General features: G+C 61.5%; 25 protein-coding genes and 3 tRNA genes. 21 read left to right on the top strand and 7 right to left on the bottom strand.

Features of this window, described 5'->3' with window-relative positions; translation table 11 throughout:
• Positions 1 to 5: 5 nt before the first annotated feature.
• Together B5V00_RS05250 and dapF are read right to left on the bottom strand one after the other, a co-directional pair.
• Positions 6 to 422, bottom strand: coding sequence for an HIT family protein (locus B5V00_RS05250; protein WP_085009709.1), 417 nt, complete (start codon positions 420 to 422; stop codon positions 6 to 8).
• Complete coding sequence (gene dapF / locus B5V00_RS05245; protein ID WP_085009708.1) at positions 419 to 1,255, bottom strand: diaminopimelate epimerase; 837 nt, start codon at positions 1,253 to 1,255, stop codon at positions 419 to 421. Before dapF ends, B5V00_RS05250 begins: the two co-directional genes overlap by 4 nt.
• 352 nt (positions 1,256 to 1,607) lie before the next feature.
• Here dapF and B5V00_RS05240 point away from each other — a divergent pair, with 352 nt between their 5' ends.
• From B5V00_RS05240 to B5V00_RS05230, 3 genes are all read left to right on the top strand, one after another.
• Positions 1,608 to 1,829, top strand: a complete 222-nt coding sequence (locus B5V00_RS05240) for a hypothetical protein (protein WP_085009707.1) — start codon at positions 1,608 to 1,610, stop codon at positions 1,827 to 1,829.
• A gap of 2 nt (positions 1,830 to 1,831) precedes the next feature.
• On the top strand, positions 1,832 to 2,449 hold the full coding sequence (locus B5V00_RS05235) for a hydroxyacylglutathione hydrolase family protein (protein ID WP_172399627.1): 618 nt from the start codon (positions 1,832 to 1,834) through the stop codon (positions 2,447 to 2,449).
• A gap of 217 nt (positions 2,450 to 2,666) precedes the next feature.
• Positions 2,667 to 3,110: a tetratricopeptide repeat protein gene (locus B5V00_RS05230; RefSeq protein WP_085009705.1), complete on the top strand. Its 444-nt coding sequence runs from the start codon at positions 2,667 to 2,669 to the stop codon at positions 3,108 to 3,110.
• Positions 3,111 to 3,479: 369 nt separating this feature from the next.
• Here B5V00_RS05230 and B5V00_RS05225 read toward each other — a convergent pair whose 3' ends face one another.
• Positions 3,480 to 4,349, bottom strand: coding sequence for an MSCRAMM family protein (locus B5V00_RS05225; protein ID WP_085009704.1), 870 nt, complete (start codon positions 4,347 to 4,349; stop codon positions 3,480 to 3,482).
• A gap of 301 nt (positions 4,350 to 4,650) precedes the next feature.
• On the opposite strand from B5V00_RS05225, the gene B5V00_RS05220 reads away from it, so the two are divergent.
• The 8 genes from B5V00_RS05220 to B5V00_RS05190 all read left to right on the top strand — a co-directional run bounded on the left by B5V00_RS05220 (position 4,651) and on the right by B5V00_RS05190 (position 11,516).
• Complete coding sequence (locus B5V00_RS05220) at positions 4,651 to 6,159, top strand: leucyl aminopeptidase (protein ID WP_085009703.1); 1,509 nt, start codon at positions 4,651 to 4,653, stop codon at positions 6,157 to 6,159.
• Between the two features lie 71 nt (positions 6,160 to 6,230).
• Positions 6,231 to 6,392, top strand: coding sequence for a hypothetical protein (locus B5V00_RS17140; RefSeq protein WP_172399626.1), 162 nt, complete (start codon positions 6,231 to 6,233; stop codon positions 6,390 to 6,392).
• A gap of 241 nt (positions 6,393 to 6,633) precedes the next feature.
• On the top strand, positions 6,634 to 6,837 hold the full coding sequence (locus tag B5V00_RS05215; RefSeq protein WP_281249650.1) for a cold-shock protein: 204 nt from the start codon (positions 6,634 to 6,636) through the stop codon (positions 6,835 to 6,837).
• A 165-nt stretch (positions 6,838 to 7,002) separates the two neighbouring features.
• Positions 7,003 to 8,577 carry a phosphoglycerate dehydrogenase gene (gene serA / locus B5V00_RS05210; RefSeq protein ID WP_085009702.1) on the top strand — a complete coding sequence of 525 codons (1,575 nt, stop codon included), beginning with the start codon at positions 7,003 to 7,005 and terminating at the stop codon, positions 8,575 to 8,577.
• A 24-nt stretch (positions 8,578 to 8,601) separates the two neighbouring features.
• Entirely contained in the window at positions 8,602 to 9,903 is a 1,302-nt protein-coding gene (gene hisZ / locus B5V00_RS05205) for an ATP phosphoribosyltransferase regulatory subunit (RefSeq protein ID WP_085009701.1), read from the top strand.
• A 5-nt stretch (positions 9,904 to 9,908) separates the two neighbouring features.
• The gene (locus tag B5V00_RS05200) at positions 9,909 to 11,201 is read left to right on the top strand and encodes an adenylosuccinate synthase (RefSeq protein WP_085009700.1); all 1,293 of its coding nucleotides are present in this window, start codon (positions 9,909 to 9,911) and stop codon (positions 11,199 to 11,201) included.
• 109 nt (positions 11,202 to 11,310) lie between these two features.
• Positions 11,311 to 11,386, top strand: a tRNA-Lys gene (locus B5V00_RS05195).
• Positions 11,387 to 11,438: 52 nt separating this feature from the next.
• A tRNA-Glu gene (locus tag B5V00_RS05190) sits at positions 11,439 to 11,516 on the top strand.
• A gap of 300 nt (positions 11,517 to 11,816) precedes the next feature.
• On the opposite strand, the gene B5V00_RS05185 is transcribed toward B5V00_RS05190, so the two are convergent.
• From B5V00_RS05185 to B5V00_RS16865, 4 genes are all read right to left on the bottom strand, one after another.
• Positions 11,817 to 12,338: a hypothetical protein gene (locus B5V00_RS05185; RefSeq protein WP_085009699.1), complete on the bottom strand. Its 522-nt coding sequence runs from the start codon at positions 12,336 to 12,338 to the stop codon at positions 11,817 to 11,819.
• A complete protein-coding gene (locus B5V00_RS05180; protein ID WP_085009698.1) occupies positions 12,338 to 12,886 on the bottom strand; it encodes an RnfABCDGE type electron transport complex subunit G in 549 nt (182 codons plus the stop codon). The genes B5V00_RS05185 and B5V00_RS05180 overlap by 1 nt, the downstream gene beginning before the upstream one ends.
• A 72-nt stretch (positions 12,887 to 12,958) precedes the next feature.
• Positions 12,959 to 14,179, bottom strand: a complete 1,221-nt coding sequence (locus tag B5V00_RS05175; protein ID WP_139800663.1) for a hypothetical protein — start codon at positions 14,177 to 14,179, stop codon at positions 12,959 to 12,961.
• Positions 14,094 to 14,426 (bottom strand): hypothetical protein, encoded by a 333-nt coding sequence (locus B5V00_RS16865; RefSeq protein WP_139800662.1) that lies wholly within the window; start codon positions 14,424 to 14,426, stop codon positions 14,094 to 14,096. Before B5V00_RS16865 ends, B5V00_RS05175 begins: the two co-directional genes overlap by 86 nt.
• A gap of 23 nt (positions 14,427 to 14,449) precedes the next feature.
• Here B5V00_RS16865 and B5V00_RS05170 point away from each other — a divergent pair.
• From B5V00_RS05170 to nuoI, 10 genes are all read left to right on the top strand, one after another.
• Positions 14,450 to 14,527 (top strand) — tRNA-Glu (locus tag B5V00_RS05170).
• A 134-nt stretch (positions 14,528 to 14,661) separates the two neighbouring features.
• Positions 14,662 to 15,249, top strand: a complete 588-nt coding sequence (locus B5V00_RS05165) for an arylesterase (RefSeq protein WP_245803910.1) — start codon at positions 14,662 to 14,664, stop codon at positions 15,247 to 15,249.
• Between the two features lie 263 nt (positions 15,250 to 15,512).
• The gene (gene rnhA, locus B5V00_RS05160) at positions 15,513 to 15,968 is read left to right on the top strand and encodes a ribonuclease HI (RefSeq protein ID WP_085009696.1); all 456 of its coding nucleotides are present in this window, start codon (positions 15,513 to 15,515) and stop codon (positions 15,966 to 15,968) included.
• Between the two features lie 280 nt (positions 15,969 to 16,248).
• Positions 16,249 to 16,695: an NADH-quinone oxidoreductase subunit A gene (locus B5V00_RS05155; protein ID WP_085009695.1), complete on the top strand. Its 447-nt coding sequence runs from the start codon at positions 16,249 to 16,251 to the stop codon at positions 16,693 to 16,695.
• The gene (locus B5V00_RS05150; protein WP_085009694.1) at positions 16,692 to 19,076 is read left to right on the top strand and encodes an NADH-quinone oxidoreductase subunit B/C/D; all 2,385 of its coding nucleotides are present in this window, start codon (positions 16,692 to 16,694) and stop codon (positions 19,074 to 19,076) included. The genes B5V00_RS05155 and B5V00_RS05150 overlap by 4 nt, the downstream gene beginning before the upstream one ends.
• A gap of 395 nt (positions 19,077 to 19,471) precedes the next feature.
• The gene (gene nuoE / locus B5V00_RS05145; protein ID WP_085009693.1) at positions 19,472 to 19,948 is read left to right on the top strand and encodes an NADH-quinone oxidoreductase subunit NuoE; all 477 of its coding nucleotides are present in this window, start codon (positions 19,472 to 19,474) and stop codon (positions 19,946 to 19,948) included.
• 332 nt (positions 19,949 to 20,280) lie between these two features.
• Positions 20,281 to 21,552 carry an NADH-quinone oxidoreductase subunit NuoF gene (gene nuoF, locus B5V00_RS05140; RefSeq protein WP_085009692.1) on the top strand — a complete coding sequence of 424 codons (1,272 nt, stop codon included), beginning with the start codon at positions 20,281 to 20,283 and terminating at the stop codon, positions 21,550 to 21,552.
• Between the two features lie 106 nt (positions 21,553 to 21,658).
• Positions 21,659 to 24,025 carry an NADH-quinone oxidoreductase subunit NuoG gene (gene nuoG / locus B5V00_RS05135; RefSeq protein WP_085009691.1) on the top strand — a complete coding sequence of 789 codons (2,367 nt, stop codon included), beginning with the start codon at positions 21,659 to 21,661 and terminating at the stop codon, positions 24,023 to 24,025.
• Positions 24,018 to 25,016, top strand: coding sequence for an NADH-quinone oxidoreductase subunit NuoH (gene nuoH, locus B5V00_RS05130; protein WP_085009690.1), 999 nt, complete (start codon positions 24,018 to 24,020; stop codon positions 25,014 to 25,016). The genes nuoG and nuoH overlap by 8 nt, the downstream gene beginning before the upstream one ends.
• An 88-nt stretch (positions 25,017 to 25,104) precedes the next feature.
• Positions 25,105 to 25,635: an NADH-quinone oxidoreductase subunit NuoI gene (nuoI, locus tag B5V00_RS05125; RefSeq protein WP_085009689.1), complete on the top strand. Its 531-nt coding sequence runs from the start codon at positions 25,105 to 25,107 to the stop codon at positions 25,633 to 25,635.
• The last annotated feature ends 76 nt before the right edge of the window (positions 25,636 to 25,711 follow it).

Below are 25,711 nucleotides of genomic sequence, written 5' to 3'. Positions count from 1 at the left end.
GTTATTCAGTCCTCCAACGCTTCGCGGATCAGCCTGATCCGCTCGCGGCAGGCCTCCGATGCAAGCGGTTGTTCATCATGGGGCTCGCTCCAGATCGGACGCGGCCAGAGCGGGTCATCGACAAAGCGCGGCACCAGGTGCCAGTGCATGTGCGGCACCATATTGCCAAGCAGTTCGTAGTTCATCTTGGTCGGGTTGAAAATCCTGGCCAGGGCCTCTGCCACGCGATTGACCTCCTCCAGCACCGCCCCCCGGGTCACGGCATCGAGATGAAACAGCTCCGTGACATGGTCTTTGCTGAACACCAGGGTGTAGCCCCGAAAAAACTGGTCCCGATTGAGGGTCACATAACAATGCTCGAATTCGACAATACGCAGGTCGGGCTCCTGCCGCCAGCGCCGGCACATCGGACAGTCGTTCATCCCCGCCACTCCCCGCTGAAGACCTCGGTCGCCGGTCCGGTCATGTAGACATCGCCGTCCGCGGCCCATTCCAGCCGCAGCTCACCACCGGGCAGATGGACCAGCAGCGAGCGGTCGCCGCGACCAGTCAGCACCCCGGCCACGCAGACCGCCGCGGCCCCGGTCCCGCAGGCAAGGGTCTCCCCGGCACCCCGCTCCCAGGTCCGCTGCCGGACTTCGGTGGCGGAAAGCACCTGTACGAAATGAACATTGATCCGCTCGGGAAACCAGGCATGATGCTCGATCAACGGACCGACGTCCGCCACCGGAAAGCGCTCGACATCATCAACATAGATGACGCAGTGAGGGTTGCCCATCGACACGCAGGTCGCCCGGAAAACCTCACCATTCACCGCCAGTTCCACGTCCACCGCCCGGTGGTCGGCCGCTCCGGTCATCGGCAGTTCAGCCCGGGTCAGGCGCGGTGTCCCCATATTGACCCGCACCCGCTCGATTCTCTCATCGGCCCCGGGAAAGAGCTGCAGGGTCAAAATGCCGGCTCCGGTCTCCACGGTCAGTTCCTGACGACGGACCAGGCCATGATCCCAGGCGTACTTGGCCACGCAACGGACGCCGTTGCCGCACATCTGCGCTTCACTGCCGTCGGCATTGAAAATCCGCATCCGCAGATCGGCCCGTTCCGACGGCAGGATCAGAATCAGGCCGTCGGAACCGATGCCGAAGTGACGGTCACTGACCCGCCGCGCCAGCCCTTCCGGATCTTCCGGCTGTTCCACGAAACCGTTGACGTAGACATAATCGTTGCCGGCTCCATGCATCTTGGTAAACTTCATCCAACCTCCTGTCGCCGCTTCAGCTCCACAGACAGGAAGCATTATAGCCGCAATGCCGCCGGCATCACAACCGGCGTCCCGGATCCACCGGCAATTTCGGGATTCGGCTGTCGTTATGGCTGAATCTACTTCACTACCTTTACCGATTCGGTGTTCAACGTAGTTTGACTACGTTTCCGCCCGAATCGGCACGGCGCCTCGCATCTCCACCCATCCCGCCACTCTCGGTCCGCAAAACAGCCGGTGGATCTGGAACCGTCGGAAGCGATTGCGTCCCGGCGGCATCTGCGGCTATGATTAAATCGGTGATCACATCAGCCCCCAATCCACGAAACCAGGAGATCCACGTTCTATGGCTTACGGACTTAAAACCAAAATCTGGCAGACCGGCCAGCTCGAATGGTATGGCATGATCGACAATGAAGACATCTACCTCGGCAGCCGCGAATTCCCGCAACCACCGGCCGAGGGAGATGAATGGACCGTCAAGGCAACCGGCCTGCAGTTCAAAATCACCGAGGGGGAGATCCGCATCATCGGCCGGACCGAGCCGGCAACCCCGGACTGGCTCTGATCATGACAAACTTTGAAATCCTGCAGCTGCCGGTCGGCCGGTCGGACAACTTCACCTACCTCGTCTGGTGTCCGGAGACCCGTGAAGCCATGGTTGTCGACCCCGGTTTCGCACCGGAACTGCTGCTCGAAGCCGCCGCCGAACGCGGGCTGGACATCCGCATCCTGGCCAACACGCATGGCCATCGCGATCACATCGCCGGCAACAACGCCATCCATTCCGCCACCGGCGCGGTGCTCACCGCCCATCCCAGCGACATTCCCCACGCCCAGCAGCCGCTCGGCAACGGCAGCCTGATCCTCCTCGGCAACGGCCGGATTGAATCCCTGCATACCCCGGGTCATACCCCCGGCTCGGTCATTTTCAGAGTCGGCGACGCGATCATTACCGGCGACACCCTGTTCGTCAGCCGTTGCGGCCGTGCCGATCTGCCGGGCGGAGATGTGAAACGTCTCTACCACAGTCTGCAGCGGATCAAACAACTGCCCCCCGAAACCCTGGTCTATCCCGGACACGATTATGGACCGACCCCGACCTCGACCATCGCCTGGGAACTGGAAAACAACGCCTTTCTCAACTGCCCCGACCTGGACAGTTTCATCGCATTGCGCATGGGCTGAAATCTGACTCAGTACGTTCAGGCAAGCCCCGCCCCCCGGTGATAAGCCGGTAATTATAGGCGTGAAAGAACCGGACCTCCGCTTCCGGCAGGGTGACGACCGGCTTGCACCCCGCCTGCGGGGCGATAAACTGCTGACTGGAACAGGGATTGCTGGATAAAACCTCGCCAGACCTGATTCAGACTACGGATTCTGACCGCCACCAAAGAGAGGGCCGATGAGCAGAGAACGATTCAACGTCCTGGTCGAGCGAGGAAAACAGGCGATCGCTGAAGGCGACACCCTGCTGGCGCTGGTCCTGTTCGAGGATGCCGCCAGGCTGTCCGCCACCCCGCTGGTCAAATCGCATCTGGCCTACTGCCTGGCGCGGGAAAAAAAGCAATACCAGAAGGCCATCGCCATGTGCCTCGCTGCCCAACAGAGCGACCCGGGAAAAAGCCTGCATTATCTCAACCTGGGAAAAGTCTACCTCGAAGCCGGCCAGAAGGGACGCGCCATCCGTGCCTTTCGGCAGGGGCTGAAGATGGAGCGCAACCAGGAAATCATCGACCAGCTGAAGCGACTCGGACAGCGCAAGCCGCCGCCGGTCGCCGCTCTGCCGCGGGAACATTTTCTCAACCGCAAGCTCGGCGTGTTGCTGAGCAGGGTCGGCATGCGCTGACCGGTTGAGCAAAAACGCCCATCTGCGGCGTTGTCCTTCCCCCTGCGTCAACGACGTACCTTCCGGTACGCCTTATTCCGCAGGGTTACGGACGCCTTGCATCTGAGCATTTTTGCTCAACCGGGGGCAAACGATAAACGACACAAAGGCCACACCCGATACAAAATTGGATTGTGGCCTTTGTCGTGTCATGCCTCCAGCACCACCGTCCGAGGCGGTTGAAATCACAGCACCTTTGCTTCAAGGCGGTCGAGACGTGCGTAGATGCAAGGCGTCTCGCGGCTGAGGGAGTGAGGTGTAGCGGCAGCTACTCCGCAGCGACTGAAGGCGCGAGCAACGCAACAGATGCGTGCGTATCGGCCGCCCTCGCTAATAAGGACGGCGGCTTTTGCCGGGTTTGTACGTCCCCGTAAACGGCGTCAGCACCAGCGTCACATCTTCGACAAAGGACCCTTTCTTCACCGCCAGCGGCTTCGGCTGGTCACCCCCGAGCTTACCGTACAATTCCCCGGGATGCGGCATATCCCAGGCATGAACCCGCCCCGCCAGGTAGTAGGTTCCGCCCTTGGGCAGGTAGATGGTGAACCGCCCCTGGCCGTCGGAAAGGGTCGACGCATAGTCCGGCAGGCGCTTCAGATTGTCGTCGACATAGGCGATGGCGAAACTGCCGGGTACCGGTTTGCCGGAAGCATCAACCAGGCGACCGCGAATACCGGTGTCGGTCCGGCGATCAGCCAGGTTTTTCTTGAAGAACATCGGCGCCTTCATCGGCACCACTTCCAGATCGACCCGCGCCAGGCGACCCGACTTGACCTCGGCCCTGATGCGTCGGTGCTCGGAATAATAGTCACCCGGTGCCAGCGGTCCGCTCGGTTCTCCCGTGGTCCGTTTGCGCGCCACGATATAGTAGGTCCCGGCCGGAACATCAATCCGGTAATATCCGTCCTCATCGGTCGGGCTGGAAATGAACTGCGATGGACCGAGCAGGTTGGAGGTGGTATCGGGGTAGATATTGACATAGGCGCCGGCCAGCGGCTGACCGCCATCCTTGAGAAACACCCGGCCGACCAGTCCGGTTCGACCATCCTGCTGCTCATAGCCGGAGACACCATCGACCGCCTGTTCCTCCTGCGCCGCAACGGTTGTTTTATCGACACTCGCGGCGGGCCGGGATGACGCGCACCCCGCCAGGAAAAACACCGCTGCCACCGGCAACAACCACCATCCACTTTTGCTCATCGTTCCCTCCCCGCTGGAAAAACCTGCAGTTATTGTCTATCCTAGGAGACTGTCGGACGATACAGGCTGAAGCGAAAATTCGAGCGTTTGAGCACAGATTTCGGCTCAATTGCAGCCTCATAGCAGTGGCTATGGGACAAAATAGAGCTGGGATATGGGCCGAACGCGCGGATTTGCAGCCAGTTTATGGATAGTCCGACAGCCTCCTAGCATTCTAGCGGGCCGGAGCCGAAAGTCAAAATGCCCGGGCCCCGCGAAATTCCTGAAACAACGTTGTCCCTGAAAGGAACGAGGAGTCCTCATGAAACTGCAGGTCAAGAAAGCCGCCCCCCTGAAACAGAAAACCCCCTGCCTGATCCTGGGGGTCCAGGAAGGCAGGATGACCACCCCCCTCCTGAAAGAACTCGACAGCGCCCTCGGCGGAATTCTGCAACGCGCCCGCCGCGAAGGCGAGTTCCGGGGGCGTTGCGGCGAAACCATGCTGCTGCACAGCGGCGCGATGATCGGACCGACCCGAGTTCTGCTGATCGGCCTCGGCAAAACAGCCGAGATCAGCGGCGAGACTCTGCGGCAGGGCGCCGGCCGGGCCGTAAGACAACTGCGCGAACGCCGACTCGGCCAGTTCTGCCTGGATCTGGCAAGCTTCTCCACCGCCCGGACTGCGGACCTGGCGGTGCAGGCAACCGCCGAGGGGCTGCTGCTGGCCGGCTACAGCTTTGACCACTACCTGAGCGACGATGAACGGAAAGCGGCCCCTGTCGACGAAGGACTGTTGCTGGTCGATACGCGGGCCCAACGCGATCAGGCCGCAGCCGGGGTGGCGGACGCCGCCGCGATCTGCGCCGGTGCCTGCTTCGCCCGTACCCTGGTCAACCAGCCCGGCAACATCAAGTCACCCGCCTTCCTGGCTGAGCAGGCGCAGTCAATGGCCGCAGAGGCGGGACTGAAATGCACCGTACTGGAACGCCGACAGCTTGAAAAAGAGGGTTGCGGAGCCCTGCTCGGCGTTGCCCAGGGCAGTTGCCGTGATCCGCGTCTGATTATTCTTGAATACAATGGCGGCGACCCGGCCCAGCAACCGATCACCCTGGTCGGCAAAGGGGTGGTTTTCGATGCCGGCGGCATCTCCCTGAAACCGGCCGATAAAATGGATGAAATGAAGATGGACATGGCCGGCGGCGCGGCGGTACTCGGGACCGTCAAGGCGGCCGCCGCCCTGCGGTTGCCGGTCAACCTGGTCGGCATTGTCCCGGCGGTGGAAAACCTTCCCTCCGGCACGGCTTACCGCCCCGGCGACATCCTCACCTCGCTCAGCGGCAAGACCATTGAAGTCCTCAACACCGATGCCGAAGGGCGGCTGATCCTGGCCGATGCCCTCAGTTACGCCGCCCGTTTCAAGCCACGGGTGGTTATCGACCTGGCGACCCTGACCGGCGCCTGCATCATCGCTCTCGGCCACCATGCCAGCGCCGTGCTCGGCAACCATGACGGCCTGATTAAACAGCTGCTGGCCGCCGGCCGACGCAGCGGCGAACGCCTCTGGCAACTGCCGCTGTGGGATGACTACGACCACCAGATCAAGAGCGAGGTGGCAGATGTCAAGAATGTCGGCGGCCGACCGGCCGGAACCATCACCGCCGCAGCCTTTCTGCAAACCTTCGCCCGCGACTATACCTGGGCGCACCTCGATATTGCCGGTACGGCCTGGCAGGAAAAGGAACGCGATTACCTCAGTCCCGGAGGGACCGGGGTCGGGGTTCGCCTGCTGATCGAATACCTGCGCCGACAGGCGTCCGGAGAAAAGAAATAATCCCAACCCTGAGTCCTTGACACTACAAGATCTTGTGGTATCTGGTAATGCAAACCACAAGGGAGAGCGTCATGCTCAAGTATTGTGCCTGGTGCGGAAGCTACCAGGGTGCCATCGAGGCCGAAGGGTATCAGATTCGCCGCAATGTCTGTGAAATCGACACATCAACCATCTGCGAACCCTGCCACGACAAGATGCTCCGTCAGTTGCGCAGAAAATTGAAACTGCACTGACAGCCCACAAAGATCATCGGCAACATCCAATGCGGGGAGGGCCGCCGACAGGCGGCTTTCCCCTTTTTTGCATCATCAGGACAAGAACAGGCGCAGTAATGTTTGCATAATTTAACGAATCCCGCTTGATTTTTCTCGGCAAAGCGCTAAAGTTGAGATGTTTTGCGCCGACAGGAGGGCGCCTTTTCGAGAACGGCCTGTCAGCCATCTCGGCTACGGCCAGTTGAACAGGAGATGCGGTATGACGATGCAAGGCACGGTCAAGTGGTTCAACAACACCAAGGGATTCGGCTTCATTGAACAGGAGGGAGGCCCGGACATTTTCGTCCACTTTTCCGCTATCCAGATGGATGGCTACCGAACACTCAACGAAGGGGATATCGTCTCCTTCGAAATGATCGACGGACCCAAGGGCCTGCAGGCCCAGAATGTCACCATCAGCTGACCACCCCCTTCCAGCCCGTCTTTCCGCCCGGCTCCGATGCCGGGCTTTTTTATGCAACCCCCCGTCCAGTCTGGCTTTTACCTTGACACCGCAGGGCCCTGTTGCTAGTTTATCAGGTTGGTGCGCAGCGCTGAAAAAACGGCCCGAAAGCACCGCCCCGACCCCATGAAAGTCCTTATTTCAGACACATTCTCCCAAGAGGGGCTGCAGGTCTTCGAATCCGCCGAAGGCATCACCCTCGATTATCAACCGGGCATCTCCAGCGACGACCTGCGGGTCGCAATCCGTGATGCCGAAGCACTGGTGGTGCGTGGCGGCACAAGGGTCAGCGCCGAACTGCTGGAGAGCGCCGCATGCCTGAAGGTCATCGGCCGGGCCGGAATCGGGATTGAAAACATGGACCTTGCGGCCGCCAACCGCAAGGGAGTGGTGGTCATGAACACCCCGTTCGGCAGCACCACAACCACCGCCGAGCACACCCTGGCGATGCTCTTCTCCCTCGCCCGAAACATCCCCCGGGCGCATATCTCCACCAGCGCCGGCAACTGGGATAAGGAACAGTTTCTCGGCATTGAACTGGCGGGAAAAACTCTCGGCGTGATCGGTGCCGGAAAAATCGGCCGACTGGTGGTTGAACGTGCCCGCGCCCTGAAGATGAACGTGGTGGTCCACGACCCCTATCTGCCGCAGGAGATGGTCCGGCAGCTCGGCGCCCGTCAGCTCAACCTGGACCAGCTGCTGGCGGAGGCCGACTTCATAACCCTGCACGTCCCCCTCAACCAGGAGACCGAGAACCTGCTGGGAGAAAAACAGCTGCAGCGCTGCAAACCGGGCTGCCGCATCATCAACTGTGCCACCGGCGGCCTGATCGACGAGCAGGCCCTGGCGAAAGCCATTGCCGCCGGACAGATCGGCGGCGCCGCGCTGGATGTTTTCAGCCAGGAACCTCCGGCCGCGGACAATCCCCTGCTGCGGCTGCCGGAAGTAATCTGCACTCCGCATCTCCGGGCCGCCACGGTCGACGCCCAGATCAATGTCACCGTCCAGGTGGCCCGACAGATCGTCGCCTTCCTGCAGCACGGCGAAGTGATCAATGCCCTCAATGTCCCCTCGGTCAGCGCCGAACTGCTCGCCGAGATCCGCCCCTACGTGCAGCTCGGAGAAAAGCTCGGTGCCCTGCTGACCCAGCTCAGCAACGGCGCGGTACGCAAACTCAACATCGAGTATGCCGGTGACATCACCGCCCACCCGATGGCGCCGCTGACCATGGCGGTCCTCAACGGGCTGCTGCAGCCGGTGGTCGGCTCGATGGTCAACTATGTCAACGCGCCCTTCATCGCCAAAGAGCGGGGGATCGACATCGTCGAGGCGAAAAGCTCGCAAAGTGAAGGCTACGCCACCCTGATGCGGGTCACCATCGAGGACGAGAACGGCAGCCGCAGTGTCTGCGGCGGGCTGTTCGGCGACCGCGCGCGAATCGTCAAGATTGATCACTACGACCTGGAAACCTCGCCGGAAGGTCCGATCCTGATCCTCTACAACCATGACCAGCCGGGCGTGGTCGGCTACATCGGCCAGCTGCTCGGCGAAGCAGAGATCAACATCGCCCGGATGAACCTGGCCCGGGGCAGTGACGAAGCCCTCACGGTCCTCAATATCGACACCCCGATCCCGGATGATGTCCTGGAACGGATCAGGGCCCATCAGGCCATCCGTTCGGCCATCCAGGTTATTCTCTAACGGCCTTCATGCCCACGGAAAACGATGACGACTGACGCAACCATCCCCGAAGCCCTACTTCCCAAGGGGGTCAAAGACTTTCTGCCGAACAGGGCGGCCAAGATTGAATTCCTGCAGAAGACCCTGCTGGAGCTTTTCCACCGCTGGGGATTTCGCCCGGTGCTGCCACCGGCACTGGAGAACCTCGACGTCCTGGAACAGGGGCTGGGCAGCGGTCTGCGTGAAAAGACCTTCCGCTTCGATGACCGCCAGAGCGGACGACTGGTCGCCTTCCCGCCGGACATCACCCCGCAGGTGGCGCGTATCGTCGCCACCCGCATGCAGAACCTGCCGCTGCCGCTGCGGCTCTGCTACAGCGGCCGGGTGCTGCGTCACACCGAGCAGCAGGCCGGCAAGGATCGGGAGATCTTCCAGGCCGGCGTCGAATTGATCGGCCTGCCGAACGCCGAGGCGGACGCCGAAATGATCGCCATGGCGGTCGAAGCGCTGCAGGATCTGGGGGTGCCGGAATTCACCATCGACATCGGCCAGGTCGAATTCTTTCGCGGCATCATGAACGACCTCGACCTCGATAAGGCAACACTGGCCGCGCTGCGCGACGCCATCGGCCGCAAGGACACCTCCGGCCTCAGACAACTGCTCGAACCGCTGGCCGTCAGCGACCGGCAGAAGGAGGAACTGCTCGCCCTGCCACGGCTGTTCGGCGGACGGGAAGTCCTCGACCGGGCCGACCTGGTCGTCCACACCCCCTCCGCCCGCCGGGCCCTGAGCAATCTCGCCGACGTGCTGCAGGTCCTCGAAACCTATGAGGTCGATCCCTATGTCACCTTTGACCTTGGAGAGATCCGCGGCCTCGACTACCATACCGGGATCACTTTCCAGGGATTTCTGCCCGGTCTCGGCCGGGCCGTCTGCAGCGGCGGCCGCTACGACAACCTGACCGCCCGCTACGGCCGCCCGCTGGCGGCCACCGGATTCACTTTCAATCTGCTCAACCTGCTGTTCGCCCTCGACAAAGAACTGCAGCTGCCGGCGGCCCGCACCACCGACGTGCTGCTCTTTCAACAGGGAGACAACAAGAGCCGGGCCCAGCAACTGGCCCGCGCCCTGCGTCGACAAGGTTATTCCGCCGCCCGCGACAACTACCCGCGCGGGCTTGAAGAAACCCTGGCCTATGCCGGGAAAATGGACTTTCACTACGTGATGATCATCGGGAGCGAGCAGGATTCCGTCAAGCTGGTCAGGGTCGCCGACGGCCACGAAAGGCAGATTTCCATTGACGAGATCGAAGCCGGCAACCTGCAACTCGATCCCCACAGGAGCTGAAAAGAATGCCGAACGTTGTAATCGTAGGCGCCCAATGGGGCGACGAAGGCAAAGGCAAGGTCGTCGACATCTACACCGAGTACGCCGACGACGTGATCCGCTTTCAGGGCGGCAACAATGCCGGGCACACCCTGGTGGTTGGTGACCAGAAAACCATCCTCCACCTGATTCCCTCGGGAATTCTGCACCCCGGCAAACGCTGCATCATCGGCAACGGCGTCGTCCTTGATCCGCGCGTCTTCATCAAAGAGATCGAAGGGCTCAAGGCCAGAGGCTACATGCAGGATGACGGCCAGCTGGTGATCGACGGCAACGTCCACATCATCATGCCCTGGCACACCGCCATCGACATTGCCCGCGAGGAAGCCAAGGGGGACAGGAAAATCGGAACCACCGGCCGCGGCATCGGTCCGGCCTACGAAGACAAGATCGGCCGGCGCGGTATTCGTCTCAACGACCTGGTGCGACCCGATGTCTTCGCCCGCAAGGTCGATGAATACCTGCCGGAGAAGAATTTCCTGCTGGAAAAATTCCTCGGCAAGCCCCCCCTCGACCGTGACGCCATCATCGACGAGTACAGCACCTATGCCGAGACCCTGAAAAAATATCTCGGTTGCTCCTCAACTCTGCTCGGGCAGAGCGTGAAAGAAGGCCGCAACCTGCTCTTCGAGGGCGCCCAGGGCGCCCTGCTCGACATCGACCACGGGACCTACCCCTTTGTCACCTCATCCTCAACGGTGGCCGGCGGCGCCTGCACCGGCAGCGGCATCGGGCCCCGCCACCTCGACCAGGTGATCGGTATTTCCAAGGCCTATGTCACCCGGGTCGGCAGTGGCCCCTTTCCGACCGAGCTGCACGACGAAATGGGCGACGCCCTGCGCAAGGCCGGCCAGGAATTCGGTTCAACCACCGGTCGCCCCCGTCGCTGCGGCTGGTTCGACGCCGTGGCCCTGCGCGAAGCGGTGCGCACCAGCGGACTGACCGGTCTGGCCATCACCAAGCTCGATGTCCTCAACGACCTGGAAACCATCAAGATCTGCACCGGCTACTCCTACCGGGGAGACATGCTTGAACACTTTCCCCGCGATTTCGAGGTACTGCGCGAATGCAAGCCGATCTACGAAGAACTGGAAGGCTGGCAGTCGGACATCTCCGAAGCCAAGAGTCTGGACGCGCTGCCGGCCGCGGCCCGTGCCTATCTCGACAAACTGGCGGAGGTCGCCGGCTGTCCGCCGGTGCTGATTTCGGTCGGTCCGCGCCGTGACCAGACCATCCAGCTGAGCAATCCGTTCGCTTGACCCAAGCCCCGAACAGGAGCATTTTTTCTCCCGTTTGACGGGGTGAAAAAAAATTCGAGAAAAGGGTTGACTATAACCACGGCTTCCAGTATAAATTCATTCCCGTTGCGGGCCGGTAGCTCAGTTGGTAGAGCATCTGACTTTTAATCAGATGGTCGTGGGTTCGATCCCCCCCCGGCTCACCATTTTCAAGCAGTAACCGCAGGGACATTTCCTGCAGGGTACTTGATGTTTTAAGTCCCTATCGTCTAGCCTGGCCCAGGACACCGCCCTTTCACGGCGGCGACGGGGGTTCGAATCCCCCTGGGGACGCCAAAAAGCAAAACGCCCTTCTACGCAAGTGGAAGGGCGTTTTGCTTTTTTCGCCAGGGGGATTCGAAGCGTAGCGAGTGCGTCCAGTGGACGATGAGCGGCCAGGGATGGCCGCGGCAGCGAGCGAAGGGGAGTCCACGCAGGAAGGCGCAGGACGCGCCTGACGTAGTGGACGAATCCCCAAGCCCTTCTACGCAAGTGGAAGGGCGTTTTGCTTTTTTCGCCAGGGGGATTCGAAGCGTAGCGAGTGCGTCCAGTGGACGATGAGCGGCCAGGGATGGCCGCGGCAGCGAGCGCAGAATGTCAATCAAGTTGTCCGGTCTTCCCCGGAGCCATGGACAGTGGCCGCCGGCTGCGACGACCCGAAAATTCCCACACCAATCCTCCCAGCACAACCAGGGACAACCCCTGCACACTCCAGAAGGCCGCAAGCTTCAGCCAGGCGAATTCCGCGGCCAGGTACCTGACCAGCCATCCGGACGCCATATCCGTCAGCAGGGCACCGGCCAATCCCCAGGTCAGCCGGTCTTTGACTTGCGCCCGGAACCCCGTGAACAGCAGCAGATGCGAGAACACTACGAAAAACAACCCCATGGCGAACAGGTGAAAGTGGCTCACCTCCAGCAACCCACTGAAGCTGCGCGGGTTCATGAAACGTTCCGGATCCCCAAGATAGTAACGGACAACACTGCCGTAAGTGAAGCCGAGCTTGGTGAAAAACATGAAAAATCCGGTCAGCCAATGCAGCAGAAAGTAAAAATAGAAAAACCCCATGATGGTTCCGGCAGGCCGCTCCGCCTGTGGTCCGGTCAGCAACATCCGCATCACTCTGCCCTCGCCAGATAAGTTTTCAGTATGGCCACAGTTTTCCGCACCTGTCGGGTGACCGACTGGGCGGACAGGGTAGCCCCGGTCATGCCGTGAATATCGTCGCCGATCCTGAGCCTGCCGGAGATACTCCGCTCACGGAACTGCTTCAGCCAGCGCCTGGACGGCAGGTATTCTTCCGGCTCGAAAAATGCCAGGATTTCAACAAAACGTACCCTGCCGTCCGGGTGGAGCGCCACCAGCACCGTCTCCGGATGGGTGCGGACGGTCGCCGCCTCGATGGCAGCATAGCCGATGACCCGGTTGCCGTCCTTGCCGACATAGAACGTATAGAGTGCCGAGTCGGGGCGGATTCCGGATTCTCCGGCGACCTCCGCCAGTTCGGCTTCGGTCATGAACAACTGGACGGTCCCGATCTCGACCCCTTCTCCGAAGGCGAGAGCCAGGGCTTCACTCCTGGTCATATAGGTTCCGGCATGGGCTACCGCCGCAGCACAGAGCAGAGCCAGAGCCAGAGCCAGAGGGATAACTGTTTTCAGACGCATAATGTCAAACCGGCACGCCGGCGGCAAAGGACGTACCGCCGGCGCGCTGTCTCTCCGTTACTGAATCCTGACTCAGAAGATAAAGCCGATGCCCAGGTTGACCTCGTCGGCCGTATCGGCCCTGTTCTTGTTGTTGAAATTGCGATAATCGGCCTTGACCACGACATTCGGAGTCGGCTTGTAACTGATACCGCAGACCAGCAGATCGACATCCTCGTCGGTGCCCCGGTAATCGATCTGCTCGTAGCGCGCGAAGGGCGCCAGGTACTGATCGGTTCCGGGAACAAACAGCGGCAGGACATCGTAGGCGACCTCCCCGTACCAGCCGGAAATCCGCTCCGCAACCGCTTCGCCGACTTCAGCCGAAACCGCGTCAGTATCATCGATCCGGACCAGTGAGCCGAGGGCCTTCAACTCCAGGCCGGAAACCTTGTACTGGACGTGAGCTTCGTAGATCCGGGTGAAGGCGTCGACCTCCCTCCCGGCGAATTCCTGTCCCTGTCCGGAGTTGCCCAGGTAGGCGCCGGCGCCGAGATTCAATCCGAGGAGCGGTTCATAGTCGAGACGGGCGATGACAGCCCAATCTTCGGCCAGCGACTTGGAACCATCCTGTCGTCCGCCGCGAATCCCCTTGCCGTCGAAACCGGTCGCGTCCAGACCGTTGACGAGGTAGAGCTTGTACTCCAGGCCTTCGGCGAGTTCGCCGAAGGCGCCGACCCCCATTTCGCGCCAGGTCGTCGGAATGACATAGCGCTCGACCAGCGGCCGGTCATTGCCATGGAACAGGGTCGGCTCATGGAGTTCATTGGTGATTCCGAGGGGAATCAGCATCAGGCCGGCCCGGAGATTGAATCTTTTGCCGAGCAGGAAATCGAGGTTGGAGAATTCCAGGGAAACCGCACCGTCATCCTCAGTCGAAGCGTGTTCGAACTCGATCTCCGAATTCAGAACGATGCTGTCGGTGAACTTGTAACCGGTATAAAGGACAAAACGGAGGAAATCCGCCTGATCCTGCTTGCCGCCCTGATCGCTGACATAGTTCGTGTAGCGGGCTTCGCCGTAGCCGCCGATCGATAGTCCCCGTGAGAGAGTATAAACTTTCGAGGCCGCGGGACCGAACCCGTAGATCGACTGATATTCAGCCTCACTCACCGCCGATTCATTTTTCATTTTCTGCAGTTCCGCAGTCACGATGTTCAGGCGCCGCTCAAGCTCTTCGAGGCTGGCGGAGATGGCGAGGTGCGGTGAAAAAACCAGCAGCAATCCGACGAGACCAATAATACGTTTCGACATGCAACAACTCCTTGGGTGGTTGAAATGGGCGCTCCGTCGCGGCCTTGAGCTGACAACCGGACGAAACGAAATTGAAAATTGTTTTCGGAACATACAGATCGCCGCCCGCCTCGTCAACAAGAAAATGAAAACCGTTTTCAATAAAGGCCTTGTTGATATCCATCGACACGCAGGAAAAAAACTCATGACAGGCCCTTACATGAAATTTTTGATTTTTTCCTATTTTTTCATTGTCATCATTCTCCATTTGTGGCAAATTCTGCTTCTCAAGTCCCTATCGTCTAGCCTGGCCCAGGACACCGCCCTTTCACGGCGGCGACGGGGGTTCGAATCCCCCTGGGGACGCCAAAAAGCAAAAGGCCCTTCTGCGTCAGCGGAGGGGCTTTTGCTTTTTCACCGGGGGGATTCGAAGCGCAGCTCCGGCAGCTGCCTCCATTCAGCACTTCTGTTATGCTGTCGACATGCACACCTTCTTCCGCCTGATGTCCCCGCTCCTCCTGCTGCTGCTCGTCGCCGCCTGCGACCGGCAACCGCAACTGCGCCCACTGGCCGCCGACGCGGTGATCCTCGCCTTTGGCGACAGTCTGACCCACGGCAACGGCGCCACGGAGGAACAGAGCTACCCGGCAGTGCTGCAACGGCTGCTGGGGCGCCGGGTGATCAACGCGGGCGTTCCGGGGGAGATTTCGGCCGAGGGCCTCCGAAGACTGCCGCGGGTACTGGAGGAGACGCAACCGCAACTGATCATCCTGATCCATGGCGGCAACGACTTTCTCCGCCGTCTCGACAGGGAACGGACACGCCAAAACCTGCAGGCGATGATCGATCTCTGCCGGCAGGCGGGCAGCGATGTGGTTCTGGTCGGCGTGCCGCAACCGGGACTGTTCCTCTCGCCACCCGCCTTTTACGAAGAGCTGGCCGAAACCAACCGGCTGCCCTATCTGGAGGAAACTCTCAGCGACATCCTTGCCGACCGTGACCTCAAGAGCGACACCATCCATCCGAATGCCGCCGGCTACCGCAAACTGGCCGCGGCCCTGGCTGAACTGATCCGCGACACGACCGACTGAACAGCAATAATTGCTGCTTTCGCAAAAAAGCATCAAGAGTGTTGGCTAAGCAAAAAGCGCCGGCAGCAAGGCGCGCGGTTGTCAAGCAATGAGGCGTACTTACGTACGTCGAAGCAGCGAGGCAAACGCAGCAACGCAGCTGCTGGCGAGTTTTTGCGACGTCATCATAATTGAGGTTCCACCCGCCCGGGTGTTCTGCTATCCTGCCCGCGGAATCGGCCCCGCCCCCTTGCTCCAACCGGCAATCAGAAAGAGAAATCTCCATGACCGATCAACAACCCATTGTCGAAATCTTTTCCGACGGCGCCTGCAGCGGCAATCCCGGCCCCGGCGGCTGGGGCACCCTGCTGCGCTACGGTGACCATGTCAGGGAGCTTTCCGGCTATGAACCGGAAACGACCAACAACCGCATGGAGCTGTGCGGCGCCATCGCCGGCCTCAAGGCTCTGAAGCGACCGAGCCGGGTACGCCTGACCACTGACTCCCAGTACGTCAAGAAAGGCATGACCGAATGGCTTGCCGGATGGATTCGCCGGGGCTGGAAAAACTCGCAGAAAAAACCGGTCGCCAACCGCGACCTGTGGGAACAGCTGGTCGAACTGGAAAAGATCCACCAGGTCGAATGGTGCTGGGTCAGGGGCCATGCCGGCCATCCTGAAAATGAACGCTGTGACGAGCTGGCCCGCGAGGCAATTGTCAATCGCTCCGGGATCTCCTGAACAAATCCAACCGCTTGCACCTGCCCGGCAGTGTGCTATCCTGAAACCTGTGATTCAGCCTCGCGTTCGCGCCTGCGGGGCTTTTTAAGCCGCGCCGATCCTGATGCTTTCGCAAGAAAGCAACAAAGTGAATAGCTAAGCAAAAAACATCAGCAGCAAGACGCGCGCTTGTCGGGCAATGAGGCGTACTGAGGTACGCCGAAGCAGCGAGAGCAGGCGCAGCAACACCGCTGCCGGTGGGTTTTGCGACGCTATCAAGTTTACTGCAACGGTCAGCTTTATGCCTCTGGCAAACGCCGCCACAACCGCCGCGACCAGCGGACCTCCACCGACATCCGACCTGCTTTCGCTGGTGGTCTACGCCGGCCTGGCGGTCGTCATGATCAGCGCCCTGATGTGCATCTCCTGGCTGCTCGGCCACAAGAGCCGCGGCGGCCTCAAGGAAGATCCCTACGAATCGGGCGTGGCGCCGACCGGCCAGGCCCGGCTGCGCGAACCGGTTCCCTTCTACCTGGTCGCCATCTTCTTCATCGTCTTCGATGTCGAAGCGATCTTCATCGTCTCCTGGGCGGTCGCCTGGGACCGGCTCGGCTGGGCCGGCTACCTGCAGATCACTTTCTTCATCATCATCCTGCTGTTCGGCCTGATCTACCTGTGGAAAATGGGCGGCCTCGACTGGGGGCCACGGGCCTGGTACCGGCAGCGCGACAAGAGGAAGGGCGCGTGAGCGAAGAAATCCCCGACAATGTGGTGCTGACGACCTTGGATGATGTCATCAACTGGTCGCGCAGCAATTCGATCTGGCCGATGTTTTTCGGCCTGTCGTGCTGCTTCGTCGAAATGACCACCAGCCTCACCCCGCGCTTCGACCTGGCCCGCTTCGGCGCCGAGGTGCTGCGCGGCACCCCGCGCGAAGCCGACCTGATGGTCATCTCGGGAACCCCGTTCAAGAAAATGGGTCCGTCCATCCTGCGCCTCTACGAGCAGATGACCAACCCGAAATGGGTCATCGCCATGGGCAGCTGCGCCAACTCCGGCGGCATGTACGACAGCTACAGTGTCATCCAGGGAATCCATCAGATTCTTCCCGTGGACGTCTATATCCCCGGCTGTCCGCCGCGCCCGGAAGCCTTCATGCAGGGCATCATGCTGCTGCAGGAGAAGATTCGCAGCAAGGAAAAACCGACCCGCCTGGTACTCGGCATGAACGGCGGCAGCGAAGGGACAACGGAACCGATTCTGGTCGACGGACACAGCAAGAGCCGCGACCCGCGCGGACCCGGCTACGGCAACGCGCCGCTGCGCGGCAGCCAGCTGCAGCACCCGCATTTCCACCCCAGCCGCGCCGACAACATGTGGTTGCCGCCACAGCCGCGAGCCGCTTTTCCCGCCTCGACCCACAACCTGCGTCGGGCCCTGAAGGAGCGTTTCGGGGAAACCGTTCAGGAAGAGGACGCCCGCGACATGCCGACCCTGGTGGTCGCTCCGGAGCAGCTGGTGGAACTGATGACCTTCCTCAGGCAGGACGCTCCTATCCGCTACCGCCGTCTCGAAGACTTGACCGCCGTGGACGAAAGTGACCGTCGTCAACAGACCGGCCACCGCTTCACCCTCACCGCCCACCTGCTCAGCTTCGACGAACCGGGCTACCTGCGCGTCAAGGCCCCTCTCGACGGCGGCTGGCCGGAAGCACCGAGCCTGACCGGGCTCTGGCCGAGCGCCGACTGGTACGAGCGGGAAATTTTCGACATGTTCGGCATCCGCTTCGCCGGACATCCCGACCTGCGGCGCATCCTGATGCCGGACAGTTGGCAGGGGCACCCGCTGCGCAAGGAGCACCCCTTCCGGGCCACGGAAATGGACCCCTACACCCGCAAGACCGCCCGGCAGATGGAACCACGTGATGGCGGCGACTTCTTCCGCGGCAAGCCGCTGGCGGAGGATTTCGAGGCAATGATCCTCAATATCGGTCCGCATCATCCCGGCACCCACGGGGTGTTGCGGCTGATCGCCCTGCTCGACGGCGAAGAGATCGAAGATCTCGACATCGACCTCGGCTACCATCACCGGGCCGCCGAGAAGATCGGGGAACGCCAGCACTGGAGCCAGTTCATCCCCTACACCGACCGCATCGACTACCTCTCCGGAGTGCAGAACAACCTCGCCTACCTGCATCCCCTCGAAACCATGCTCGGTGTCGAAGTGCCGCCACGCGCCGAAACCGTGCGGGTGATGCTCTGCGAGCTGTTCCGCATCGCCAACCACCTGGTCTGGCTCGGCACTTTTGCCCACGATGTCGGCGCCATGACCCCGATTTTCTACTGCATGGAATCGCGCGAAAAGATCTTCGACATCATCGAGATGATCACCGGTGGACGCATGCACCCGAGCTGGTTCCGTATCGGCGGGCTCCCCAAAGACCTGCCCGAGGGCTGGAAATCGGTCGTCGAAGCTTTTACCCGGGATTTCGACCAGCGCATCACGGAACTCGACAAGCTGCTGACCAACGGACCGATTTTCCGCAAGCGCACCGAGGATGTCGGACCGGTCTCCCGCGACGAGGCTCTCGACTGGGGCATGAGCGGCCCCAACCTGAGAGCCTGCGGATTCGAGTGGGATCTGCGCCGCAAAATGCCTTACTCGGGCTATCAGCACTACGATTTCGACATTGTTACGGCAGCAGGCGGCGACTGCTTCGCCCGCTACCTGGTGCGGCTTAAAGAGATGCGGGAGAGTCTGAAAATCGTCCGCCAGGCGGCGGAAAGAATGCCCGCCGGCCGCTGGATGACCGATGACTACCGCTACGCTTACCCGCAGCGCGAAGATGGTCTGAACGACATCGAGAGCCTGATCCACCACTTCTGCAACGTGACCCGCGGCCCGAGCGTGCCGCGCGGCGAGGTCTACCGGGCCATCGAGTCGAGCAAGGGAGAATGCGGCTACTACCTGGTTTCCGACGGCCACACCGTCCCCTACCGGCTGCGCATCCGCACCCCGAGCTTCGCTCACATGCAGATGGTGCCGATGATGAGCCGCGGCTGGCTGGTGGCGGACATGATCACAATATTGGGATCGATCGACTTCGTGCTGGCGGACCTGGACAGATAAAACCCGAGATGGCCACCAAGGCGCCAAGAACACCAAGAACTTCTTTTTAACCTGAATCAGTGGGTTTGTGCCGGATGAAGAGTGTAAGTGCTTGGCCTGGATGCGATTTTCAAAAATCTAAGGCGCACCCATAGGTTCGCCGGTGATTTTTGGGAAGCGCAGGCAGGTCAATGACTTACGCTATTCGCTGGTGACAAGATCACTGATTCAGGTTTAACGCAAAGACGTAACAGGGTGAGAGGACGCAGAGAAAAATAATTAAGCTGTTTGAATTCGGACAAGGCTTTTGCATGCTTCTCCGTCTATACTGCTCTCCACCCCGGAGTTCATGTAAATGATGTTGCGTTTCTTGGTGTCCTTGGTGTCTTGGTGGCAGATGCAAGATTCTGGTTCTGATGAGAGAATTATTATCGACAACCGAAATTGAAAACTTCCGCGCCAGGGCGGCGGCCAGCGCTCATCCGCGGGAGCTGATCATCGACCTGCTGCGCGCCATCCAGGAGCATCACGGCTGGGTGCCGGATGAAGGGGTCGAGCTGACAGCGGAGATTCTCGGCCTGTCGCCGCTGCAGGTCGAGGAGATCGCCACTTTTTACGACAAGATCTTCCGCCAGCCGGTCGGCCGCAAGGTGATTCACTACTGCGACTCGATCTGCTGCTGGGCAACCGGAGGCGAGCAGGTCGCCGCGCACCTGCAGCAGAAACTCGGCATCGCCCCCGGCGAAACCACCGCCGACGGCGCCTTCACCCTGCTGCCGAGCTGCTGCCTCGGCGTCTGCGGCGACGCCCCGGCGATGATGATCGGGCTGAAACTGTACGGCAGGCTGACGCCGGAGAAGATCGATGCGGCACTGGAGAAAGAGAAAGACTAAAAATCTTTTTCTGCCACCAAGACACCAAGGACACCAAGAAGGGCGGAAATCTGTTAAACCTGAATCAGTGAGTTTCTGTTGGATGGAGAGTGCAAGTGCTTGGCCTGAATGAGATTTCCAAAAATCGTAAAGCGCACCCATAGGTTCGCTGGCGATTTTTGGGAAGCTCTGGCAGATCAATGACTTGTGCTATCCGCCGACAAGAAGCTCACTGATTCAGGTTAGATCCAGAGCCCGGCTTCCGGTTGTCCGCTATGCAAAGGCTTTCTTGGTGTTCTTGGCGCCTTGGTGGCCGTCTTTTTCCCTGAGACTCTGTGTCAAAAGGCTGGTAAATGCCCGACTACCCGCAAATTCTCTTCAAGAACCGCCGTCCCGGCGAAACCGTCTTTCTCGACGGGTTCAGACAGACCGGCGGCTATCAGGGACTGGAAAAGGCCATCCGCGCGATGACCCCGCTGGAGGTGCGCGAGACGGTCAAGCGCTCGGGTTTGCGCGGCCGCGGTGGAGCGGGCTTCTCAACCGGGCTGAAATGGTCCTTTTTTCCGGCCGACCAGCCGGGTGACAAATACCTGGTCTGCAACTGCGATGAGATGGAACCGGGCACCTACAAGGACCGCCAACTGCTGATGGCCGACCCACACCAGCTGGTCGAGGGGGTGATCCTCTCCGCCTGGGCCCTGCAGGTGTCGGAGGCCTACATCTTCATCCGTTACGCCTATGAACAGGAGGCCCGCAACCTCGAACGGGCCATCGTCGAGGCGAAGGAGGCCGGTTATCTCGGCACGGACATTCTCGACTCCGGCTGGAGTCTGCAGATCCACGTTCACCGCAGCGCCGGGCGCTACATCCTCGGCGAAGAAACCGCCCAGCTCAACGGCATCGAGGGGGTACGACCCAATCCCCGCAGCAAGCCGCCCTTCCCGGCGGTCAAGGGCCTCTGGGGAAGGCCGACCACGGTCAACAACGTCGAGACCCTGGCCGACGTCCCGCATATCATCACCGGCGGCGCCGAATGGTTCAAAAACCTGGCCCGCAACGAGATCGGCGCCGGCACCAAGCTGTTCGGTCTCTCCGGACACCTGGAGCGGACCGAATGCTTCGAACTGCCGGTCGGCATCCCCCTGCGCGAGGTGATCTTCGAGGTCGGCGGCGGCATTCGCGGCGGCGGAGAGTTCAAGGCCTGCCTGCCGGGCGGCGCCTCGACGCCGTACCTGACCCGCGAACATCTCGACGTGGCGATGGATTTCGACACACTGGAAGCTGCCGGCAGCCGTTTCGGCACCGCCGGAGTGACCGCCTTCGACAACGACACCTGCATGGTCGCGGTGACCCTTAACCTGATCCGCTTCTTCGCCCGCGAATCGTGCGGCTGGTGCACCCCCTGCCGCGATGGTCTCTCCTTCGTCCAGTGGCTGCTCGAAGAGATCGAAGCCGGACGCGGCAACATGGAACAGATCGAGATGCTGAAACACCAGCGCAGGAACATCACCGGCCGCTCCTTCTGCGCCCTCGCCGAGGGAGCGATGGGGCCGCTGGACGGGCTGCTGCGACTGTTCGAGGATGAATTGGAAGAGCATGTGCGGAAGGGGCGGTGCCCCTTTTAGTGAAAGGCGGCGAAAGGCAAAGGGCCAAAGGAACCCCTTCAGCCTTCAGCCTTCAGCCCTTAGCCCTTAGCCCTTAGCCCTTAGCCCTTAGCCGATTTTAGCTCTTATGCCGACTTTAACCATCGACAACCAGACCGTGACCGTCCCCGACGGCAGCAATGTGCTCGAAGCGGCGCAGCAACTCGGGATCGTCATCCCGCACTTCTGCTACCATGAAGCGCTCGGGGCGGTCGGTTCCTGCCGGCTGTGCGCCATGCGGTTCGAACAGGGCCCGGTCAAGGGCCTGCAGATGGCCTGCATGGTTCCCGCTCAGGACGGGATGGTGGTTTCCACCGTCGATGCTGACGCCCGGGAGCTGCGTGCCGCGGTGATCGAGTGGCTGATGCTCAACCATCCGCACGACTGCCCGGTCTGCGACGAGGGCGGAGAATGTCAGCTGCAGGACATGACCATCGCCGGCGGCCATGGCATCCGTCGCTATCGCGGCAAAAAGCGCACCTGGATAAACCAGGATCTCGGTCCCTTTATCGAACAGGAAATGAACCGCTGCATCCAGTGTTACCGCTGCGTTCGGACCTACCGGGACTACTGCGGCGGCGACGATTTCGGCGTCATGGGCTCGCGCAACCGGGTCTTCTTCGGCCGCTTCAAGGATGGCAAGCTTGAATCCCCCTTCTCCGGCAACCTCGCCGATGTCTGCCCGACCGGGGTCTTCACCGACAAGACCTGCCGTTTCCGCAGCCGCAGCTGGGATCTGCAGGAGGCCGCCTCGATCTGCCCGCACTGTTCCCTCGGCTGCAGCGTCATTCCCGGCGCCCGCTACCGGGAGCTGCAGCGGGTCCGTTCCGGCATCAACCGCCAGACCAACGGCTTTTTCATCTGTGACCGCGGGCGCTTCGGCTACGGTCACGTCAACCATCCCGAACGTCCCCGCACTCCGAAGCTGCAGGGAGCCGATGCCGCCTGGCCGGAGGCCCAGCAGCTGGCCCGCCGGCGGCTCACCGACATTGCCGCCAGGGTCGGCCCGGAGGCGATCGCTATGCTCGGTTCACCGCGGGCCTCGCTGGAATCCCTGGCACTGCTGCACGACTGGGCGCAGCAGCTCGGCGGCGCCCGCTTCTGCGGCGACCCACAACCCGGACGAGACAGGGCCGCGCGGCAACTGACCGCCCTGCTCGGCTCCAAAGCGCGCAGCCTGGAGGATGTACGCCGCAGCGACTGCCTGCTGCTGGTCGGTTCCGACCCCCTCAACGAGGCGCCGCTGCTCGGACTGGCCGTACGCCAGGCGGCCCGCCGGGGAGCCCGGGTGACCGTCATCGACCCTCGTCCGGTTGAGCTGCCCTGTGATTTTCAACAACTGTCGACCGGGCCCGAGTCGTTGCCGAGCCTGCTTGAACAACTGGTCTCTCCTGCTGAGCCGGAGGATGACCTGGCTGAACTGCGCACCCTGCTTCGACAGGCCGAACGTCCGATTCTCTGCGGCGGCGGCGACCTGCTCGGCGAAACCGGCATTCGCCAACTGGCGGCAGCAGCCGACCACTTCGAAACCGGGCTGTTCGTCACCCTCGGCGGCCCCAACAGCTATGGCGCGGCCCTGCTGAGCGGCAGCGGCCCGGACGCCGACCAGCTCTGTGAAGAGATGATGGCGGGAAAAATCCGCGCCCTGGTCTGTCTCGAGAACGACCCGCTGGCCGACGGCCCGCAACGCATGGCCCGGGCGCTGGGCAAACTCGAATTTCTGCTGGTCCTCGACCACGCCCCCAACCGGCTGTCGCGCCAGGCGGACGTCTTTCTGCCGACCACGACTGTCGCCGAAGGCTCCGGCACCCTGGTCAACAACGAGGGCCGCATGCTCGTTTTCAGCAGTGTTTTCAGCCCCGGCATTCCCCTCGGCACCAACGACGACGGAGGACACCCGCCGCGCAGTTTCTTCCCCACCACACCCGGTGGCGAACCACGTCCGGCCTGGGCCGCTCTGGCATTGCTGCGCGGCGACAACCAGTCTCCGGAGATGATCCGCCGCAAGCTCGAAGGGCGGGACGCCCGCTTCGCCGGGTTGAGCCTGCTCGATCCCGATGGCGAAGGACAGCGGGTGCGGGGCGGCGGCCATCCGGCCGAAAGCCGTGACCAGAGCTTCCCCCATCCCGCTCCGGAAGGGAGTCTGCCGCTGCTGGTGGTCGACCAGCTGTTCGGCAGCGAACAACTCGCCAGCCTCTCCCCGGCACTCGACGCCGTCCGGCCCGTTCCGCAGGTACTGCTGCATCCGGAAACCGCCGCCGCGCGGGACCTCAAGGAGGGCGACACGATCGAATTGCACACCGAGTTGGAAACCTTCCCACTGCAACTGAAACTGAATGCCGCCATGGCTCCGGGGCTGCTGCTCGCCACGCGCCTGCGCGGCACGCCGCTGGAGTTGTTCGCACCGGGGAGCCTGACCCCCTGCCTGGTCGGGAAAGGAGGGGGAAATGCCTGAATGGTTGATCACCACCATCCTGATCCTGGTCAAGCTCGGGTTTGTCTTCTTCCTGCTGCTGACCGGAGCGGCCTACATGGTTCTCGCCGAGCGCAAGCTACTGGGACGCATGCAGTTGCGCTACGGTCCCAACCGGGTCGGTCCCTTCGGCCTGCTGCAGCCGCTGGCCGACGCCGTCAAGCTGGTCACCAAGGAGGACTTCATCCCCTCCCAGGCTGACAAGTTCCTGTTCTTCATCGCCCCGGGGATCGCCGCGGTCACCGCCCTGCTGACTTTCGCCGTGATTCCCTTCGGCCCTCCGATCCACCTGTTCGGCCGTGAAGTGCCGCTGGTGATCTGCGATCTGAACATCGGCGTGCTCTACTTTCTCGGCCTCTCCTCGCTGGCGGTCTACGGCGTCACCCTCGGCGGCTGGGCCAGCAACAGCAAGTACGCCCTGCTCGGCAGCATCCGCGCCCTGTCCCAATTGATCAGCTACGAACTCTCCATGGGACTGGCGATCGTCCCGGTGGTCCTGATGGCCAGATCTTTCTCCCTGACCGATATTGTCAATGCCCAGGCGGGGTTGCCCTTCGCGATTCTCAATCCGCCGGCCTTCCTGATTTTCCTGGTCAGCGTGCTGGCCGAAAGCAAGCGCATCCCCTTCGACCTGCCCGAAGCCGAGAACGAGATCGTCGCCGGCTTCCACACCGAATATTCGGGAATGCGTTTCGGCCTGTTCTTCGTCGGCGAATACATCAACGTCATCATTCTCAGCAGCATGGTCACCGTCCTCTTCCTCGGCGGCTGGCACGGCCCGCTGCTGCCGGGAATCGTCTGGTTCTTCCTCAAGGTCGGATTCATCTCCTTCCTCTTCATCTGGACCCGCGGCACCCTGCCGCGGCTGAGATATGATCAGCTGATGCATTTCGGCTGGAAAATCCTGGTGCCGCTGGCGCTGGTCAACGTGATCGTAACCGGAGCGATATTGCTCCTTTTGAAAACAGGTTAGGGGCCAGAGGCCAGGGGCCAGAGGTTATTTAAATAAACAACCTTTTGCCTCGCGCCTCGCGCCTCACACCTGATACATGGTGAACGCAGTGAACCTGTATCAAGACATCAAGGCGACCGCTCAGGCCTACTGGATCACCCTGCGGAACATGTTCCGCAAACCGGTGACGATCCAGTACCCGGAACAGAAGCGGGTGCCGTTTGAACGCTACCGGGCACGGATCGTACTGACCCGCGACCCGGACGGCGGCGAACGTTGTGTCGCCTGCTACCTGTGCAGCGCCGCCTGCCCGGTCGACTGCATCTCGATGCAGGCCGCGGAAGCGGATGACGGCCGCCGCTATGCAACCTGGTTCCGGATCAACTTCACCCGCTGCATCTTCTGCGGCATGTGTACCGAGGCCTGCCCGACCCGCGCCATCCAGATGACCGCCGACTACGAAATCTGTCGCCGTGATCCCCTGACCCTGGTCTACGAGAAGGAAGACCTGCTGATCGACGGCCCGGGCAAGGAGCCTGACTACAACTTCTACCGCCACGCCGGTATCGGCGTGGTCACCCCGCGCGGTCAGGGCGAGGAAGAGCGCCCGGCGGCGGATGTGAGGAGTCTGCTGCCGTGAAAAGGAAAAGCCGCCACCAAGGCACCAAGAACACCAAGAAGGACGGAAATTCAAATGTTTTTTGGTTTTAATCACG

This window comes from Geothermobacter hydrogeniphilus (genome assembly GCF_002093115.1).
GTDB lineage: Bacteria > Desulfobacterota > Desulfuromonadia > Desulfuromonadales > Geothermobacteraceae > Geothermobacter_A > Geothermobacter_A hydrogeniphilus.
This window is presented reverse-complemented; position numbering and strand designations above follow the sequence as displayed.

Excerpts from the sequence above, each read along its gene's own strand:
- B5V00_RS05155 (WP_085009695.1), top strand. The coding sequence starts at position 16,249 with ATGCCTCTGGCAAACGCCGCCACAACCGCCGCGACCAGCGGACCTCCA.
- B5V00_RS05200 (WP_085009700.1), top strand. The coding sequence starts at position 9,909 with ATGCCGAACGTTGTAATCGTAGGCGCCCAATGGGGCGACGAAGGCAAA.
- B5V00_RS05225 (WP_085009704.1), bottom strand. The coding sequence starts at position 4,349 with ATGAGCAAAAGTGGATGGTGGTTGTTGCCGGTGGCAGCGGTGTTTTTC.
- dapF (WP_085009708.1), bottom strand. The coding sequence starts at position 1,255 with ATGAAGTTTACCAAGATGCATGGAGCCGGCAACGATTATGTCTACGTC.
- nuoF (WP_085009692.1), top strand. The coding sequence starts at position 20,281 with ATGCCCGACTACCCGCAAATTCTCTTCAAGAACCGCCGTCCCGGCGAA.
- B5V00_RS16865 (WP_139800662.1), bottom strand. The coding sequence starts at position 14,426 with ATGGAGAATGATGACAATGAAAAAATAGGAAAAAATCAAAAATTTCAT.
- B5V00_RS05215 (WP_281249650.1), top strand. The coding sequence starts at position 6,634 with ATGACGATGCAAGGCACGGTCAAGTGGTTCAACAACACCAAGGGATTC.
- B5V00_RS05235 (WP_172399627.1), top strand. The coding sequence starts at position 1,832 with ATGACAAACTTTGAAATCCTGCAGCTGCCGGTCGGCCGGTCGGACAAC.
- B5V00_RS05165 (WP_245803910.1), top strand. The coding sequence starts at position 14,662 with ATGTCCCCGCTCCTCCTGCTGCTGCTCGTCGCCGCCTGCGACCGGCAA.
- B5V00_RS17140 (WP_172399626.1), top strand. The coding sequence starts at position 6,231 with ATGCTCAAGTATTGTGCCTGGTGCGGAAGCTACCAGGGTGCCATCGAG.
- hisZ (WP_085009701.1), top strand. The coding sequence starts at position 8,602 with ATGACGACTGACGCAACCATCCCCGAAGCCCTACTTCCCAAGGGGGTC.
- B5V00_RS05185 (WP_085009699.1), bottom strand. The coding sequence starts at position 12,338 with ATGCGGATGTTGCTGACCGGACCACAGGCGGAGCGGCCTGCCGGAACC.
- B5V00_RS05180 (WP_085009698.1), bottom strand. The coding sequence starts at position 12,886 with ATGCGTCTGAAAACAGTTATCCCTCTGGCTCTGGCTCTGGCTCTGCTC.
- nuoH (WP_085009690.1), top strand. The coding sequence starts at position 24,018 with ATGCCTGAATGGTTGATCACCACCATCCTGATCCTGGTCAAGCTCGGG.
- B5V00_RS05175 (WP_139800663.1), bottom strand. The coding sequence starts at position 14,179 with ATGTCGAAACGTATTATTGGTCTCGTCGGATTGCTGCTGGTTTTTTCA.
- B5V00_RS05220 (WP_085009703.1), top strand. The coding sequence starts at position 4,651 with ATGAAACTGCAGGTCAAGAAAGCCGCCCCCCTGAAACAGAAAACCCCC.
- nuoG (WP_085009691.1), top strand. The coding sequence starts at position 21,659 with ATGCCGACTTTAACCATCGACAACCAGACCGTGACCGTCCCCGACGGC.
- B5V00_RS05230 (WP_085009705.1), top strand. The coding sequence starts at position 2,667 with ATGAGCAGAGAACGATTCAACGTCCTGGTCGAGCGAGGAAAACAGGCG.
- serA (WP_085009702.1), top strand. The coding sequence starts at position 7,003 with ATGAAAGTCCTTATTTCAGACACATTCTCCCAAGAGGGGCTGCAGGTC.
- rnhA (WP_085009696.1), top strand. The coding sequence starts at position 15,513 with ATGACCGATCAACAACCCATTGTCGAAATCTTTTCCGACGGCGCCTGC.
- B5V00_RS05240 (WP_085009707.1), top strand. The coding sequence starts at position 1,608 with ATGGCTTACGGACTTAAAACCAAAATCTGGCAGACCGGCCAGCTCGAA.
- B5V00_RS05250 (WP_085009709.1), bottom strand. The coding sequence starts at position 422 with ATGAACGACTGTCCGATGTGCCGGCGCTGGCGGCAGGAGCCCGACCTG.
- nuoE (WP_085009693.1), top strand. The coding sequence starts at position 19,472 with ATGAGAGAATTATTATCGACAACCGAAATTGAAAACTTCCGCGCCAGG.